This window comes from Streptomyces sp. NPDC048484, from assembly GCF_040651415.1.
GTDB lineage: Bacteria > Actinomycetota > Actinomycetes > Streptomycetales > Streptomycetaceae > Streptomyces.
In genome coordinates this window covers 164,769-178,903 of record NZ_JBEZJY010000001.1, presented here as the reverse complement: position 1 = coordinate 178,903, position 14,135 = coordinate 164,769, and the positions used below count along the sequence as shown (strand labels likewise).

12 protein-coding genes are annotated in these 14,135 nt (G+C 69.7%); 3 read left to right on the top strand and 9 right to left on the bottom strand.

Features of this window, described 5'->3' with window-relative positions; translation table 11 throughout:
- Positions 1-70: 70 nt before the first annotated feature.
- Entirely contained in the window at positions 71-1,147 is a 1,077-nt protein-coding gene (locus tag AB0D14_RS00755; protein WP_362772630.1) for a helix-turn-helix domain-containing protein, read from the bottom strand.
- Positions 1,148-1,322: 175 nt separating this feature from the next.
- Here AB0D14_RS00755 and AB0D14_RS00750 point away from each other — a divergent pair, with 175 nt between their 5' ends.
- Entirely contained in the window at positions 1,323-1,841 is a 519-nt protein-coding gene (locus tag AB0D14_RS00750) for a protease (RefSeq protein WP_362772627.1), read from the top strand.
- 3 nt (positions 1,842-1,844) lie between these two features.
- Here the strand turns inward: AB0D14_RS00750 and AB0D14_RS00745 are convergent, their stop codons facing one another.
- From AB0D14_RS00745 to AB0D14_RS00735, 3 genes are all read right to left on the bottom strand, one after another.
- Entirely contained in the window at positions 1,845-2,402 is a 558-nt protein-coding gene (locus AB0D14_RS00745) for a hypothetical protein (RefSeq protein ID WP_362772625.1), read from the bottom strand.
- A gap of 160 nt (positions 2,403-2,562) precedes the next feature.
- Positions 2,563-4,026 (bottom strand): MFS transporter, encoded by a 1,464-nt coding sequence (locus AB0D14_RS00740; protein ID WP_362772622.1) that lies wholly within the window; start codon positions 4,024-4,026, stop codon positions 2,563-2,565.
- Between the two features lie 233 nt (positions 4,027-4,259).
- Positions 4,260-5,666 (bottom strand): DUF445 domain-containing protein, encoded by a 1,407-nt coding sequence (locus AB0D14_RS00735; RefSeq protein ID WP_362772619.1) that lies wholly within the window; start codon positions 5,664-5,666, stop codon positions 4,260-4,262.
- A gap of 260 nt (positions 5,667-5,926) precedes the next feature.
- On the opposite strand from AB0D14_RS00735, the gene AB0D14_RS00730 reads away from it, so the two are divergent.
- On the top strand, positions 5,927-7,243 hold the full coding sequence (locus tag AB0D14_RS00730) for an SGNH/GDSL hydrolase family protein (protein ID WP_362772616.1): 1,317 nt from the start codon (positions 5,927-5,929) through the stop codon (positions 7,241-7,243).
- Positions 7,244-7,315: 72 nt separating this feature from the next.
- Here AB0D14_RS00730 and AB0D14_RS00725 read toward each other — a convergent pair whose 3' ends face one another.
- The 4 genes from AB0D14_RS00725 to AB0D14_RS00710 are packed head-to-tail and all read right to left on the bottom strand — an operon-like array spanning position 7,316 to position 10,895.
- On the bottom strand, positions 7,316-8,098 hold the full coding sequence (locus AB0D14_RS00725; RefSeq protein ID WP_362772613.1) for a DUF1707 domain-containing protein: 783 nt from the start codon (positions 8,096-8,098) through the stop codon (positions 7,316-7,318).
- A 9-nt stretch (positions 8,099-8,107) separates the two neighbouring features.
- Positions 8,108-9,097, bottom strand: coding sequence for an ABC transporter ATP-binding protein (locus AB0D14_RS00720; RefSeq protein ID WP_362772610.1), 990 nt, complete (start codon positions 9,095-9,097; stop codon positions 8,108-8,110).
- A 6-nt stretch (positions 9,098-9,103) separates the two neighbouring features.
- Positions 9,104-10,084 (bottom strand): ABC transporter permease, encoded by a 981-nt coding sequence (locus tag AB0D14_RS00715; RefSeq protein WP_362772607.1) that lies wholly within the window; start codon positions 10,082-10,084, stop codon positions 9,104-9,106.
- Positions 10,077-10,895 carry an ABC-2 family transporter protein gene (locus tag AB0D14_RS00710; RefSeq protein ID WP_362772605.1) on the bottom strand — a complete coding sequence of 273 codons (819 nt, stop codon included), beginning with the start codon at positions 10,893-10,895 and terminating at the stop codon, positions 10,077-10,079. The genes AB0D14_RS00715 and AB0D14_RS00710 overlap by 8 nt, the downstream gene beginning before the upstream one ends.
- A 203-nt stretch (positions 10,896-11,098) precedes the next feature.
- On the opposite strand from AB0D14_RS00710, the gene AB0D14_RS00705 reads away from it, so the two are divergent.
- On the top strand, positions 11,099-13,507 hold the full coding sequence (locus tag AB0D14_RS00705; RefSeq protein WP_362772602.1) for a transglycosylase domain-containing protein: 2,409 nt from the start codon (positions 11,099-11,101) through the stop codon (positions 13,505-13,507).
- 78 nt (positions 13,508-13,585) lie between these two features.
- Here the strand turns inward: AB0D14_RS00705 and AB0D14_RS00700 are convergent, their stop codons facing one another.
- Positions 13,586-14,095 (bottom strand): helix-turn-helix domain-containing protein, encoded by a 510-nt coding sequence (locus tag AB0D14_RS00700; RefSeq protein ID WP_362772599.1) that lies wholly within the window; start codon positions 14,093-14,095, stop codon positions 13,586-13,588.
- Positions 14,096-14,135 lie beyond the last annotated feature (40 nt).

Genomic DNA, 14,135 nt, shown 5'->3' with positions numbered 1-14,135 from the left:
CACTCACGACCACTTCGACACGAGACCTGCCGGAAGAGTTGTGGCACCCGAGGGTGCCGTGACACAGCGGTTACGTCTGTTGCGGTACGCGGACTTCACGACTGCCGGAGCCGCGGGTGCCGGACTCGCGGCTGCCGGAGCCCCGGCTGCCAGACTCGCGGCTGCCGGGGCCGCGGCTGCCGGAGCTGGCGTCGGCCCCGTCCGGCGCTCCCCGGAACGCCCTCCGGTAGGCGTGCGGGCTTGTCCCCACCACCCTCTTGAACCGGTCCCGGAAGGCGGTCGGCGAGCCGAACCCCGCCTGGACCGCGATGCGCTCGACCGCGTGGGAGGTGTTCTCCAGAAGGTGCTGGGCCTTGCGCACCCGCGCCCGGTGCAACCACTGCAGGGGTGTCGTACCGGTCTGTTCACGGAAACGGCGGTTGAGCGTACGGGCACTGGTACCCGCCCGGGCGGCGATGTCGTCCAGCGTCAGGTCACGGCCGGCGTTCTCCTCCAGCCAGGCCAGCAGGGGCTCCATCGTCGTGCCGGCCGGGGTCGGTGGCTGGCTGTGGGTGATGAACTGGGCCTGCCCGCCCTCCCGTTCGAGTGGCATGACGCACATCCGGGCCGCGTGGGCGGCGACGGCCGAGCCGTAGTCCTTGCGGATCATGTGCAGGCACATGTCCATCGCCGCGGCGGCACCCGCCGAGGTGAGGAACTGACCGTTGTCGACGTAGAGGACGTTGGGGTCGACCGTCACCGCCGGGTGCATGGCCGCCAGGTCCGCGGCCGCGATCCAGTGGGTCGTCGCCCGATGGCCGTCCAGCAGGCCGGTGGTGGCGAGGAGGAACGCGCCGACGCAGATCGAGGCGATACGCGTACCGTTCGCAGCCGCCGCCCGCAGAGCCTCGGCCACACCCGGTGGCAGCGGGCCGGTCGGGTCGGTGGTGCCGGGCACGATGATCGTGTCCGCCTCGGCCAGCGCCTCCAGCCCGTACGGCGCCCGTAGCGTGAACGCGCCTGCGTTCACCTCCTCGGTCACCGAGCACACCTTGATCCGGTAGGGCGCACGGCCGTCGGGCAGCTGAGCCCAGTTGAAGGTGTCGATCGGAGCGGAGAGGTCGAACGGGATGACCTGGTCGAGCGCCAGTACGGCCACGGTGTGCATGGCAAAAGAGTAGGCGGACCACGGATTCCGGCCAAGCGATCCGGTGAAGCTCGGAGCCTGCCACCTCGCTGGCACTTCAGCGCCGGAGAGCCATGGGAAGCCGTGGCGAGAATCCGTTGAATGCTGGCAATGTCGCCACTTCCACAAGATCCGGTACGCCGTCTACCGTCCGTTTGTGACCAAGTTGCTCCTCGTACTCCACGTCCTCGTCGCGATCGTCGCCGTCGGGCCCGTCACTGTCGCGGCCAGTATGTTCCCGCCCAGCGCCCGGCGCGCCCTTGCCGATCCCGGTGACCCACGGGCGACAGAGACCGTGCGTCTGCTGCACCGGATATGCCGGGTGTACGCGGCTGTGGGCATCGCCGTTCCCGTACTCGGCTTCGCCACGGCTCTCAGCATGGGCGTGCTCAGTGACGCCTGGCTGGTCGTCTCCATGGTCCTGACCGGAATCGCGGCGGCCGTTCTCCTGGCGCTGGTGCTGCCGCGTCAGGAGGAGTTGCTCGAAGCGTTGGAAGCGGAGCCAGCCGGGGTCGGCGCGGTCGCCGGGGCCACCGAAGTCGCCGCGAGTACCCGGGGCACTCGGAACACCCGGAGCACCGTTCGGCTCGCCATGTTCACCGGCATCTTCAACCTTCTCTGGGCCACCGTCACGATCCTCATGATCGTGCGGCCCGGTTCCACGACGGGCGCCTGACGCTCAACACCGGTGTGGGTGGGCTTGGTGAGCTTGGTGGCGTTGCTGGTGCTGGTGGGTTTGCTGGTGCTGGTGGGTTTGCTGGTGCTGGTGCTGGTGGGCGAACACCAGCCCCTCCATCGAGTCTCCCTTGTCCGCCCTGAACTGCCGCGCCACGGAGGCCACGACGAGCACGCCCGCCGCGATGACGAGTGTGGAGAACGCCCAGGTCAGGGGCCAGGGCCACCCGGTCACGTCAGGCGGCTCCCGGTGCGTGCGGAACGAGACGTACATGAGCGTGGCCGGGGGCACCGCCACCAGCAGCAGGGGCCAGGCCAGGGCGTCACGGCGGCCGAAGTACGTGGCCAGGAGGAGCAGGGACACGGCCAGGATCGCGACTCCGGGGCCGGTCACCGAGGTCGCCGTCTCCGTGGTCGAGCCGGGTGACTCGGGGCCGTTGCGGAGTTTCCAGGGGAGGCAGAGAAGGTACGCCGCCGAGGAGAGGGCGGCACCCAGCAGGCGGGTCAACCAGCGTTCCGTCCAAGGCCGCTCCGACAGCAGGCCCAACAGCTTCTCGGTCATGGGAACGAGGGTTCCTCTGTCGCACACAGGGCCGACAGAGTACGCGTACTCAGTTCCGGCCCGTTCCTCTGAGGCGTACGCCACGCCGCTTCCTGGACCGGCGGGCTGACCAGCGGGTTCACCAATTGGCCCACCGGTTGGTGAGCCGGTTGGTCCACCGCTAGGACGGCGACGGCTCAGCCGTCGACAGCGGGCTGGCGATGTCCTCCAGGGAGCGCCCCTCCGCCTTGACCGCGAGCGCCGCCGCGACGAGGCCCGCCGCGCACATCAGGCCGGCGCCGATCTGGAAGGCGAGGACCGTGTCGCCGACGACACCGGTGCTGGTCAGTTCCGCGAAGATCAGCGGGCCGCTGATACCGCCGGCCGCGGTGCCGATGGCGTAGAAGAACGCGATGGCCATCGCGCGGGTCTCCATCGGGAAGATCTCGGAGACCGTCAGATACGCGCTGCTCGCGCCGGCCGACGCGAAGAACAGGACCACACACCAGCAGGCGGTCAGTGTGGTCGCGCTCAGCGAGCCCCGGTCGAAGAGCCAGGCCGTGCCGAACAGCAGGACGCCGGAGAGCAGATAGGTGGACGAGATCATGATCCGGCGGCCCACGGTGTCGAAGAGTTTGCCGAGGAACAGCGGGCCGAGGAAGTTGCCGACCGCGATGACGGCGAAGTAGTAGCCGGTGCTGCCGGTCGGCACGTCGAAGAACTCGGTGAGGATCGCGCCGAAGCCGAAGGTGATCGCGTTGTAGAGGAACGCCTGCCCGATGAAGAGGGACAGACCGAGCACGGCACGCTTGCGGTAGGTCGAGAAGACCGTGCGGCCGATCTCCAGGAACCCGATGCTCTTGCGCTGGTGGATGGTGATCTCCCCCGCGGGCGGCGGGAGTTCGTGTCCGTTCTCCTCCTCGATCTGCCGCTCGGCCGAGGTGACCAGCCGTTCCGCCTCCTCCCCCTTGCCGTGGATGAACAGCCACCTCGGGCTCTCGGGGACGTTGCGGCGTACGAGCAGGATCACCAGGCCGAGGACGACGCCGAGGAGGAAGGTCAGCCGCCAGCCGACGTTCATCGCGAACAGGTCCGTGTTCAGCGCGACGATCGACAGGAGCGAGCCGGCGACCGCGCCCAGCCAGAAACTGCCGTTGATGATCAGGTCGACGCGGCCGCGGTACTTGGAGGGGATCAGCTCGTCGATCGCCGAGTTGATGGCCGCGTACTCGCCGCCGATGCCGAAGCCGGTGAGGAAGCGGAAGAGGAAGAACCACCAGGTGGAGAACGAGAGCGCCGTCATGGCGGTGGCCGCCAGATAGACGGCCAGGGTGATCATGAAGAGCTTGCGGCGGCCGAAGATGTCCGTGAGCCGGCCGAAGAACAGGGCGCCCGAGCAGGCTCCGGCCACATAGAGCGCGGCCGCGATACCGGTGACCTGCGCGGCCGAGATGGGCAGGCCGCTGCCGGACTCGGAGAGACGGCCGGCGATGTTGCCGACGACGGTGACTTCCAGGCCGTCCAGGATCCAGACCGTGCCGAGCCCGATGACGATGGTCCAGTGCCAGCGGGACCAGGGCAGCCGGTCCAGCCGGGCGGGCACGGCGGTGGTGACGGTTCCGGTGCCGACGTCGGCGACGGCCATGGCGCCCTCCTGCGGCTCGGGGACATGTCCCCGAGTTCCCCGAGCCGCCCCCTTCTCACCTGCCAGTTCGCACGCCCTCACCTGCCATTTCGCACGCCACCGGGCGCAGCCCCGTCAGGGGGGGGCGGGGAACGGCGCGATCTTTTAGGGGCGCGGGGAACTGCGCGACCAGCCACGACGCTCCCGCACGCAGCCATACAACGCGCGGGAGCAGCGAATCCCGGCAAACCGGGCTACGCCCCCAGCGCCCGCGACACCGCATAAATCAGAAGGCCCGCCAGCGCGCCGACCACCGTGCCGTTGATCCGGATGAACTGCAGGTCACGGCCGATGTGTGCCTCGATCTTCTTCGAGGTGTGCTCGGCGTCCCAGCCGGCGACGGTGTCGGTGATGAGGGAGGTGATCTCGTCCCGGTACGTCGTCACGACGTACACCGCGGCCCCCTCGACCCAGCCGTCGACCTTGGCCTGGAGCCTCGCGTCGGTGGCCATCCGCGCACCGAGGGACAGCAGCGAGGCCCGCACGCGCAGCCGCAGCTCGCTGCGCTCGTCCTCCGCGGCGGACACGATCATCTGCCGTACGGAGGACCAGGCGGACGCGATCAGGTCCTGGACCTCGCCACGGCCGAGGACCTCGCGCTTGAGGTTCTCCACCCGCGCCCGGGTGTCGGTGTCGGACTGGAGATCGGAGGCGAAGTCGCTGAGGAAGCGGTCGAGGGCGCCACGGGCCGGGTGGGCGGGCATGTCGCGCATCTCGGTGACGAAGCGCAGCAGCTCCTTGTAGACGCGCTCACCGACCCTCTTGTCGACGAACTTCGGGGTCCAGCCGGGGGCGCCGCCCTGCACGGCGTCCATCACCTGCTCGTTGTGGAAGACGAGCCAGTCGTGGGCGCGTACGCAGATCAGGTCGACGACCCGCCGGTGGCCGCCGTCCGCGACGATCTTCTCCAGCGTCTTGCCTATGCCGGGGGCGATCTCCTGGGCGTCGGCCCGCCGGTTGATGGCCTCGCCGACGACGGCCTGCACGTCCGAGTCGCGGAGCACCGCGAGGGCGCCGCGCAGTGCGGTGGCCAGTTCCGCGGTCACCCGGTCGGCGTGCTCGGGATCGCCCAGCCAGGTGCCCAGCCGGCTGCCGATGCCGACGGCCCGCAGCCGCTGACGTACGACATCCTGCGAGAGGAAGTTCTCTCCCACGAACTCGCCCAGGGAGACGCCGAGCTGGTCCTTCTTGGTCGGGATGATCGCGGTGTGCGGGATGGGCAGGCCCATGGGCCTGCGGAACAGTGCCGTGACGGCGAACCAGTCGGCGAGCGCGCCGACCATGCCGGCCTCCGCGGCCGCCGCCACATATCCCGCCCAGGCGCCCGCACCGGAGTTCCCGGCCCACTTGGCGAGTACGTAGACGACGGCGACCAGAAGCAGCAGGCCGGTCGCCGTGAGTTTCATCCGGCGGACCCCGCGGAACTTCTCCTCGTCGGCGGGGCTGAACGAGTTCATCGTCCGGTTCGGCGCGGTGCCGTCCCGGTTCGGTGGGGTGCGGCCGGCCCCCGTGGAGCCCGTGGGGTTCGCCACACCGCCGGGCCGGGAAGACTGCCCCTCGGGGCCCGTTTCCCCTGTTTCATCCTCTTTCGTGCGTTCCATCCACTCCATCCGTTCCCGGTCCCCCATAACGCATTGTCCCAACCTGACCGACTCCTGGAACGGAACAGGAGTTCCCGGCGTCTGTCCGGGCGGGGGAATTACAAACGGGTCCTGTGTGCGTCCTTGGGGATGCCCAGGTGGGTCCAGGGGGTCTAGCGGGGTCCAGGGGGCCCTGTCGGGTTCCTTCCACGCCATGCCTCATCATGGGGTGATCACATCGGAGCCTCGTGCTCCCACTTTTCCGAGGAGACACGCACCGCATGACCAAGCGTCACGGTTATGCCTTGCTGGCCGCGATCGCCGCCGTGATCGTCGCCATTTCAGCCGCCATATACGTCGGAGTCGCCTCCGACGACGGCGGGGAGACCGCGATGGCCGGCGGTCGCACCCCGCACAACTCGGCGGCTCCCGCGTCCGTCGGCACCTGGGTGGGCGCCTGGTCGGCGTCCCCGGCCGGATCGGAGCCGGGCACCGAGCTGAACGGCATGGCGGGCCGTTCGGTACGCAACGTGGTGCACGTGGGGGTCGGCGGCACCGCGGCCCGGATCACGCTGTCCAACCTGTACGGACAGCAGCCGCTCAGCATCACCCACGCCTCGGTCGCCGTCGCGGCCACCGCGAACAACGCCGCCGCGGCCACCGACACGATGCGGCGCCTCACCTTCGGCGGCCGCCCCTCGGTGCTGGTGCCCGCCGGACAACAGGTGGTCAGCGACGCCGTGGGACTGCTGATCCCGCACGACACGGACGTACTGGTGACGACGTACTCACCGACCCCGTCGGGGCCCGTCACCTACCACCCGCAGTCACGGCAGATCTCGTACACCGCGGAGGGCGACCGCACGGAGGACCTCAGCGGCGTCGCGTACACCGGGCAGACGCCGTACTGGCGCTATGTCACCGCGGTGGACGTGTTGAGCAACGAGTCGGACGGCACGGTCGTCGTCATCGGCGACTCGCTCACCGACGGAGTGACCTCGACCGTCGGCGAGAACCGGCGCTGGACGGACGTCCTCACCGACCGGCTGCGCTCCGACTCGGACGGGCCCCGCTACAGCGTGGTCAACCAGGGAATCAGTGGAAACCGCGTCCTGACCAGCGGCCTCGGCCGTCCCGCCGAGAACCCGAGCGGCCTGACCCGCTTCGACCGCGACGTGCTCGGCCGCACCAACGTCAAGGCCGTCGTGGTCGTCCTCGGCGTCAACGACATCCTGCGGACGCCCCACGAGACCGACGCCGACCGGATCACCGCCGGGCTGCGCGAACTGCGGCGGCTGGCCCACGCCCGTGGCCTGCGGATCATCGGCGCCACCCTCATGCCCTTCAAGGGCCACCGCGGCTACCTGCCCGTCCTGGAGGACACCCGCCAGGCCGTCAACGCCCAGATCCGCTCCGGCAAGGTCTTCGACGCCTACGCCGACTTCGACAAGGCGCTCCGCGACCCGTACAACCCGCGCGGTCTGCGCCCCGACTACGACTCGGGCGACCACCTCCACCCGAGCGACAAGGGCTACGAGCGCATGGCGGAAACCTTCGACCTGGACGACCTGAAGGGCGCGGCACCGGCCCAGCTGTAGGCGTCGGGCGCCTTCAGCCTTCAGGGGCCCTCAGACGCCGCCCTCAGGGGCGGCCCCCTCAGTCCCGCGCGCTCAGTCCCGCCCCGTCTCCAACTCCTCCTGGCGGGCAGCCTTGCGCTCCAGCTTCTCCTGCCGCCGCGCCTCCTTCAGCCGCAACCGCTCCGCCCTGCTGACCTTGCGGTCGATGCCGACCCCGCCCCAGAACGCAAAGCCCGTGACAACGACGCGCGGAGCGCCTTGCTCCCCCGGCACGCCCTGCTCACTGTGGTCGAAGCCCCCCATGATGCCGATGCCGCGGACGACGACCTCGACGCCGGGCGGCACGACCACATTCAACCCGCCCATGATCGCGACGCAGTTGACGACGACCTCGCTGTCGGCGAAGTTCGCCTCGCGCAGGTCGACGACGCCACCACCCCAGAACGTGAAGGAGTTGAACCGCTTCGGCGCGGTCCAGTGCCCCTTGCGCTCGAAACCCGACATGATCGCGACGCCCCACTGGGACGAGCCCTCACCGCCGACAATCCGGCTCGCCCAGTCCCCGCTGCCCGCGGGCAGCTTGACCATCGACACGGCGGGGGCGGGAGCGGAGACGCCGGGCGCGGGCAGATCCCGGGTGATGGGCTCCAACTCCTTGTACGTACGCGCCTTGTAGGTCGCCTCCAGCCGTTCCTCGAACTCCTCCATGTCCAGGCGGCCCTCGGCGACGGCGTCCCTCAGCACTTCGGCGACCTGTTCACGGTCGGCGTCGGAGGCGCGCAGCTCGGGAAGCCCACCTGGGGACGCGCCAGAAGATGCGCCGGAAGGTGCGCCGGGAAGTGCGCCGGAAGGTCCGTCCGGGAGTTCGTCCGTCATGCCAGCAGCCTACGAGTTTGCCTTCTCCGCGTACATGCGGCTGATGACCGCCTCGATGTCGGGTTCCCGTACCGACAGGTCGACCAGCGGGTACTCGGCCGCGATCCGCGCCACCAGCGGCGCCGCCGACTGCGCTGCCGGGAAGGCGAGCCACTGCCGTGGTCCCTCGACCTTCACCACCCGCGCGGACTCGACGTCGATGGGCGGCAGTTCCCGCTCCAGGTCCACGATGAGTGTCCGCTCGCTCTCCCCTATCTCGTGCAGCCCGGCGAGCGGCCCGTCGTACATCAGGCGTCCGTGGTCGATGACCATCACCCGCCGGCACAGGTGCTCGATGTCCGACAGGTCATGGGTCGTCAGCAGCACGGTCGTGCCGCGCTCCGCGTTGAGATCCTTCAGGAACTCCCGCACCCTCGCCTTGCTGACCACGTCGAGCCCGATGGTCGGCTCGTCCAGATACAGCACCTCGGGATCGTGCAGCAGGGCCGCCGCGATGTCCCCGCGCATCCGCTGCCCGAGCGAGAGCTGCCGTACGGGCACGTCCAGCAGCTCGCCCAGTTGGAGGAGTTCGACGCACCGGTCGAGGTTCGCCGCGTACCGCGCGTCCGGGATCCGGTACATGCGGTGCATCAGCCGGTACGAGTCGATCAGCGGGAGGTCCCACCACAGGGTGGTCCGCTGCCCGAACACCACACCGATGCGCTGCGCGAGCCGGGTGCGTTCGCGGGACGGGTCGATGCCCGCGACCCGCAGGCGCCCGCCGCTCGGCGTGAGGATGCCGGTGAGCATCTTGATGGTGGTGGACTTGCCGGCGCCGTTGGGGCCGATGTAGCCGACCATCTCGCCGCGCGACACGGTGAAGGAGAGCGAGTCGACCGCCCGCACCTCCCGCCGCTCACTGCGCAGAAAGCCGGTCTTCTTGCGTACGTCGAAGACCTTCTCGACGCGATCGAGCTGGATGAAGTCGTCGGCGTGACCGAAATCCGTCTGCGTGTCCATGTGCGGCTAGCTCCCCGTGCTCCGGTACGAACGAAGGCCCGCCCGCCAGGCGACACCCGCGAGCGCGCAGCAGGCGGTGGCCACGAGGGGCGACAGGAACGCGACCCACTCCGGCAGGTCGAGCGGATACGGCAGCCCGAGCACATACAGCGCGGGCAGCCAGTTGACGAAGGCCAACGGCAGCACGAAGGTCACCCCGCGCACCAGGTCCTTCGCGAAGACGGTCGGCGGGTACTGCAGAAGCGTGGTGCCGCCGTACGTGAACGAATTCTGCACCTGGGACGCGTCCTGCGCCACGAACTGGAAGGCTGCGCCCGCCACGAACACCGACGCGAAGATGGCGGCCCCGCTGACCACCATCACCGGCATCAACAGCACCTTCAGCGGCGTCCACGAGATGTCGACCACGACGAGCGCGTACCCGAGAACCAGCAGCCCCTGCGTGATCCGGCCCAGCCGGCGCAACGCGAACCTGTCCGCGGCGACCTGCGCGAGCACCGGCACGGGACGTACGAGCAGTGTGTCGAGCGTGCCGTCGCGCACCCGCTGCCCGAGCCGGTCCACCGAGCCGATCACCAGATCGGTGAGACCGAACGCGGCGCTGGACAGGCCGTACAGGAAGGCCACCTCGCCGAACGAGTAGCCGCCGAGTTCGTCGACCCGGGAGAACATCAGCAGGATCGCGACGAAGTCGAGCGCGGTTCCCGCGAAGTTGCCGAAGAGAGTCATCGCGAAGGACGCGCGGTACGCCATCGTCGAGCGGATCCACATCCAGGCGATCAGCCGGTAGGCGCGCAGTCCGTCCGCCAGACGCGATCCACCGACCGGCGCGAAGCCGCGGTCCGCACCGGCGTGCCACCCCTCGCGGCCCTCGCCGCGCCTCCCGCCCTCGCTACCTTCCCTGCACCCCCCGCCCTCGCTACCTTCGCTGCGCCCCCCGCCCTCGCGGCCCTCCCTGTCCTCCCGGTCCTCCCTGAGGTCAGCCACCCTGGACCACCACCCTGCGTGTCGCCGCCGACTGGACCAGGCGGCCGAGCGCGAGCAGCCCGACCGCCCAGGCGGCCTGGAAGGCGTACGTACGCAGCAGTGCGAAGCCCGTGCGCTCCCCCAGCAGCACGTCCGCCGGGGCCTGCATCAGCGCGGACCAGGGCAGCACGCGGGCCAGCTCGCCGAGCGCGCCCGGGAAGACGTTCAGCGGCAGCGTCATCCCGGAGAAGAACAAACCCGCCAGAACGGCCAGCTGCTGCACCCCCGCCCCGTCCATGAACCAGAACGCCGCCAACGCCACGAGATAGCGGATCGCGAAACTCACCAGGACCCCCAGCACCACGGCGACGAGGAACGCCAGCCAGGTTCCGGCGTCGGCCGGCAGCGCGAGGTGGAAGACGAGCCCGCCGAACACCATCGGCAGCACACCGCGCCCCAGCAACTGGAACGCGGCCCGCCCCGCGTCCGCCGCCAGCCACCACGCCTGGAGGTCCACGGGCCGGTAGAGATCGATCGCGATGTCACCCGTACGGATTCTCTCGATCAGCTCGTCCTCGAAGCCGGCGCCCATCAGCGCGACCACCGAGAGCAGCCCCTGCCCCACCCATACGTACGTCACCGCCTGGGCCTGGTCGTACCCGCCGAGGCCGGGCCTCTCGTCCCACAGCGCGATGTACGTGTACGCCAGGATCAGCCCGAAGACGGTGTTGGTGAACACGCCCGCGGCGGTGGCCACCCGGTAGGTCGCGTACCGTCGGAAGCCACCCGCCGCGACGGCCGCGTACAGCCTCCCCGCTCCCACCACGGCCATCACCACGAGCCCCCTTCAGCCGTTCTGAGCCAAAGCGCTGGAGCCTAGCCGCGGGACCGTGCCGCGTGCCACGCATTTTCTCCCGTGACGCGTGCCACGTGCTGGGAACGAAACACCGGGTGGCACAGTCTTCAGAGGGAGGGGCGCACCAGACGTACGAGGGCGTACCAGATGTACGACGCGAAACGGGAGCACGGCACAAGATGAACGACCAGCCTCAACCGCAGCAGCCGAGCGAGGGCTGGGCACCGAGAGACCCCGCGACCGCCCCCGCGGCGACACCGGACGCGCCCGGCGAGAAGCCCAAGCGGCCCAAGCGGCCCAAACGCACCGGCTGGAAGCGTCTGATCCCGACCTGGCGGATGGTGCTCGGCACGTTCGTCACCGGGATCCTGCTGCTCGTCGGCCTGTTCGCGCTCGGCTACTACCTGGTGAAGATCCCCTCGGCGAACGCGACCGCGACCAAGCAGAGCAACGTCTACCTGTACGCCGACGGCAGCCAGCTCGCCCGCGACGGCGAGGTGAACCGGGAGAACGTGACACTGCCGACGATCTCCAAGGACGCCCAGCACGCGGTGCTGGCCGCCGAGGACCGCGACTTCTACACCGAGTCGGCGGTCGACCCCAAGGCGATGCTCCGCGCCGGCTGGAACACCGCCACCGGCAAGGGCAAGCAGTCCGGCTCGACGATCACCCAGCAGTACGTGAAGAACTACTACCTGGCCCAGGAGCAGACGGTCACGCGAAAGGTGAAGGAGTTCTTCATCTCGATCAAGCTGGACCGCGAGAAGAGCAAGGGCGACATCCTTGAGGGCTATCTCAACACCAGCTACTTCGGCCGCAACGCGTACGGCATCCAGGCCGCCGCCCAGGCCTACTACGGCGTCGACGCCAAGGATCTGACGGCCGGCCAGGGCGCCTATCTGGCGGCGCTCCTCAACGCGCCGAGCGAGTACGACGTCATCGCGCACCCGGAGAACAAGCCGTCGGCACTGGCCCGCTGGAACTACGTCCTCGACGGCATGGTCAAGAAGAAGTGGATCACCGCGTCGGAGCGCTCGGGCGTCGAGTTCCCCGCGCCCAAGGAGACGGTGGTCGCGGCCGGGATGTCGGGCCAGCGCGGCTACATCGTCAAGGCCGTCAACGACTACCTCACCGACCACAAGATCCTCGACGAGGACGCGCTGAACACGGGCGGCTACCGCATCACGACCACCCTGCAGAAGCCCAAACAGGACTCCTTCGTGAAGGCCGTCGACGACCAGGTGATGGACGAGCTCGACAAGAAGGACCGCAAGGTCGACAACTACGTCCGCGCGGGCGGCGCCTCCATCGACCCGAAGACCGGCAAGGTCCTCGCGATGTACGGCGGCGTCGACTACACGAAGCAGTACTACAACAACGCCACGCGCCGGGACTACCAGGTCGGCTCCATCTTCAAGCCGTTCGTGTTCACCTCGGCCGTGCAGAACGACTCGGCCACGCAGGACGGCCGCCCGATCACCCCGAACACCGTCTACGACGGCACGAACAAACGCCCCGTACAGGGCTGGAGCGGCGGCAGGTACGCCCCGGAGAACGAGGACCAGGTCTCGTACGGCGAGATCCCGGTCCGCACGGCCACCGACAAGTCCGTGAACTCCGTGTACGCGCAGATGGCCGTGGACGTCGGCTCCACGAAGGTCGAGAGGACCGCCGTCGACCTCGGCATCCCGTCCGACACCCCCGACCTGAACCCGTCCCCGTCCATCGCGCTCGGCACGGCCACCGCCAGCGTTCTCGACATGACGGAGGCGTACGCGACCCTCGCCAACCACGGCAAGCACGGCACGTACACGATGATCGAGAAGATCACCAAGGACGGCTCGGAGGACGTGAAGCTGCCCGGCAAGGAGACCGAGCAGGCCGTCAGCCGTGAGGCCGCCGACACCACGACCTCGATCCTGCAGAGCGTCGTCGAGGGGGGCACCGGCACGGCCGCGCAGGCCGCCGGGCGCCCCGTGGCGGGCAAGACCGGTACCGCGGAGGACGACAAGGCGGCCTGGTTCGCCGGCTACACCCCGAACCTCGCCACCGTCGTCGCGGTGATGGGCCAGGACCCCGACACGGGCGAGCACAAGGAGCTGTACGGGGCGCTCGGGCAGGAGCGCATCAACGGCGGCGGCTACCCGGCGCAGATCTGGGCCCAGTACACGAAGGCCGCGCTGAAGGGCGTGGAGGTCCAGGACTTCGACCTGGACCTCCAGGAGGGCGCCGGACAACAGGAACTCCCGCCGGCCCTCCCCGAGGAGGAGGAGACCGGCACCGGCGGCCAGGACGGCGGCGGGACGACCACCGGCGGCGAGGAGACCCCGGACACCCAGGGCCAGGACGACGGCGGCACCACCACCGACGGGGGCACCACCGGTGACGGCGGGACGACGACCGACGGCGGCACCACCGAGGGCGACTCGGGCGGCACCACCGGAGACGGCGGAACCACAACCGACGGCGGCACCACCGAAGGCGACTCGGGCGGCACCACCGGAGACGGCGGAACCACAACCGACGGCGGCACCACCGAAGGCGACTCGGGCGGCACCACGAGCACGACGTTCGGAGACTTTCCGTAGCCCGGTGACGGCGCCAGCCCCGACGACGGCGACCGTGACGGTGCGGTCACGGGGTTACGGGGTCATGGGGTCCCGGGGTCACGACGCGTCGGCGTCCAGCAGTTGCCGGTACTCGTCGAGCAGGCCTTCCAACTGCTCGACCATGAAGGCGTAGTAGGTGTGCATGTCGCGTAGCCGGGTCCGCTGGATACGCGGCAGCCCGTCTCCACGCTCCCGCGCGGCCTCGGCGAGCTCCAGCAGTTGCCTGGTCTGGTCGAGCTGATACTGGAGGCAGCCGCTCCAGGCGTCGGAGCGCCACTCGTACCCGGCCTGGCGCACCCCGGGCACCTTGACACGGTCGACCGTGCCGTGGGTCATGAGCAGGCGGGTCATCTCCGACGCCGACCCCTTGCTGGCACCCAGCGCCTGCTGCAGCTGCGACAGCGTCATGGGGGCCGGGCTGAGCATCAGGATGCCTGCCAGCCGCCCGGCCATGGGGGGCCAGCCCATCGCCCGCCCGATCCGAAGACCGAAGTCCTCGATCAGCCGCCCGTCACCGGCGGCATCACCGTCATCCGCGGCTTCGCCGTTGCCAGCGGCTCGCGACATCGACGCCTCCCGTGCCTCCCGTGCCCCCCGTACAGAAAAA